Source organism: Polaromonas sp. P1_E1_2, from assembly GCF_056406035.1.
This window is the reverse complement of the sequence record NZ_JBFUAZ010000811.1, coordinates 1-1,479: the sequence shown is the minus strand read 5'-3', so window position 1 is coordinate 1,479 and position 1,479 is coordinate 1. Positions and strand designations below refer to the sequence as shown.

At 51.0% G+C, this 1,479-nt stretch carries 3 protein-coding genes; all 3 read right to left on the bottom strand.

The features are described from left to right. Nucleotides 1-277, bottom strand: a 277-nt coding sequence (locus tag AC1D1P_RS23150; protein WP_477674609.1) for a hypothetical protein, incomplete at its 3' end; no start/stop codon positions are given. A 148-nt stretch (nt 278-425) separates the two neighbouring features. After that, nucleotides 426-1,160: an HAD family hydrolase gene (locus AC1D1P_RS23145; protein ID WP_477674608.1), complete on the bottom strand. Its 735-nt coding sequence runs from the start codon at nt 1,158-1,160 to the stop codon at nt 426-428. Between the two features lie 72 nt (nt 1,161-1,232). Next, nucleotides 1,233-1,479: hypothetical protein (locus tag AC1D1P_RS23140; protein WP_477674607.1), on the bottom strand; the 247-nt coding region annotated here is incomplete at its 5' end.

Sequence of the window (1,479 nt, the reverse complement as noted above, 5' to 3'; positions counted from 1 at the left end):
ACTTAAGCCATGGGGATAGATTGGATTTTCCGTCGAAGTCACGATCAGCTAACGTGATCATTCCTGCGGGCACGGCGTTTTCAATGGCAATAAGTGTCAGTGGCATTGAACTGCTCGTTGCGGCTTCAAACTCACATCGCGTTTGTTCATATGAGCCATACGATTGACAACCCCATTGTCCGAAGGCCCAGCTTGTGCAAACGGAAAGGAAATTCGGAAATCCTTCTAGGTAATCGATCGTTACCGGAGTTTCAGCTGCCATTGGTTTCGCGATCATAGTGTCTCCATGTCTTTGGCGGTCCGAGCCAACAAGGCGCGGTTAGGTCAATGAGGAAGCCCGTGCACTACCCTGATGCTATCGCACCCACCATGAATCTGGACAGTGATACCGGGACTCAAGCGGGTCGCCAGAGCGCAATTGATGATCACAAATCGGCCAAGATTTGTGGCAGTGCCGCCATGTCATTAAACAGCTTTATCGCACCTGCTTCTGCCAGTTTGTCTCCATGTCCAGGTAGGCAATGGGAGCCACCTACGAAGCCAATCACCGTCATCCCGGCAGCCACCGCCGCCTGAGTTCCAGCAACACTATCTTCAATAACAAGACAACTGCCAGCTGGCGTCTTCATATTCTGTGCTGCAAACAAAAAGAGATCCGGAGCCGGCTTACCACGCGCAACTTGCGAAGCGCTGAAGACATGGGGCCAAAAAAAATTGTGTAGGTCTGTGACTACAAGTGCCAAACAGAGCTTTGCAGTGTCACTGTTCGACGCCACGCACTTCTTCAAATTGATGGCTTGCAACGTTTGCCGAACGCCACTGGTCGCGCGCAGATCACGCGCGTAACGATTTGCGATTTCGGCCATCACGCTTTCATGGTGATCCTCTGGTAGGCGGAGGCCTCGCTCGGATTCTATGACTGAATAACTCTGCTGGTCAGTCATTCCCACGAAGCGATCATTATACTCTTCAGCGGATATGATATAGCCACACTTCGCCAACGCTTCGATGTGCACTGCGGTTGCGATAAGCTCGCTATCGACGAGGACCCCGTCGCAGTCGAAGATCAATAATTCCGGTTTTTTTAAGAACGACATACAAAGAGCCTCGTCGTAGAAATGGCTTTGAGTTTTGTCCCAGTGCAGCTTTAGATTGCCCATTGATAAAGGCGTGCTAAAAATCTGTGGGGATAGACTATTGCGGCACTGGGGAATTGTCGCGAGGCGTGGTGCTCAGTTGGAAATTGCTCCAGCGGCGATCTCCGGCCCCTGCTTATGAATTGCACTCCAAACCTTGTGAAAAGCATCTGCGTAAAGATGCATCAACTCGCCACCGTTGGGCGGCGCGATCTCGGAGACGTAGAACATCGTATCCAATATTTTCACGGTGTTTGGAAAATCGGCGGCGTTCCAGTTGTTGCGAATTTCCGGGAGATATTCAAAAACGGGCTTCGTGAGCCAAACACAGATAGGCACACCT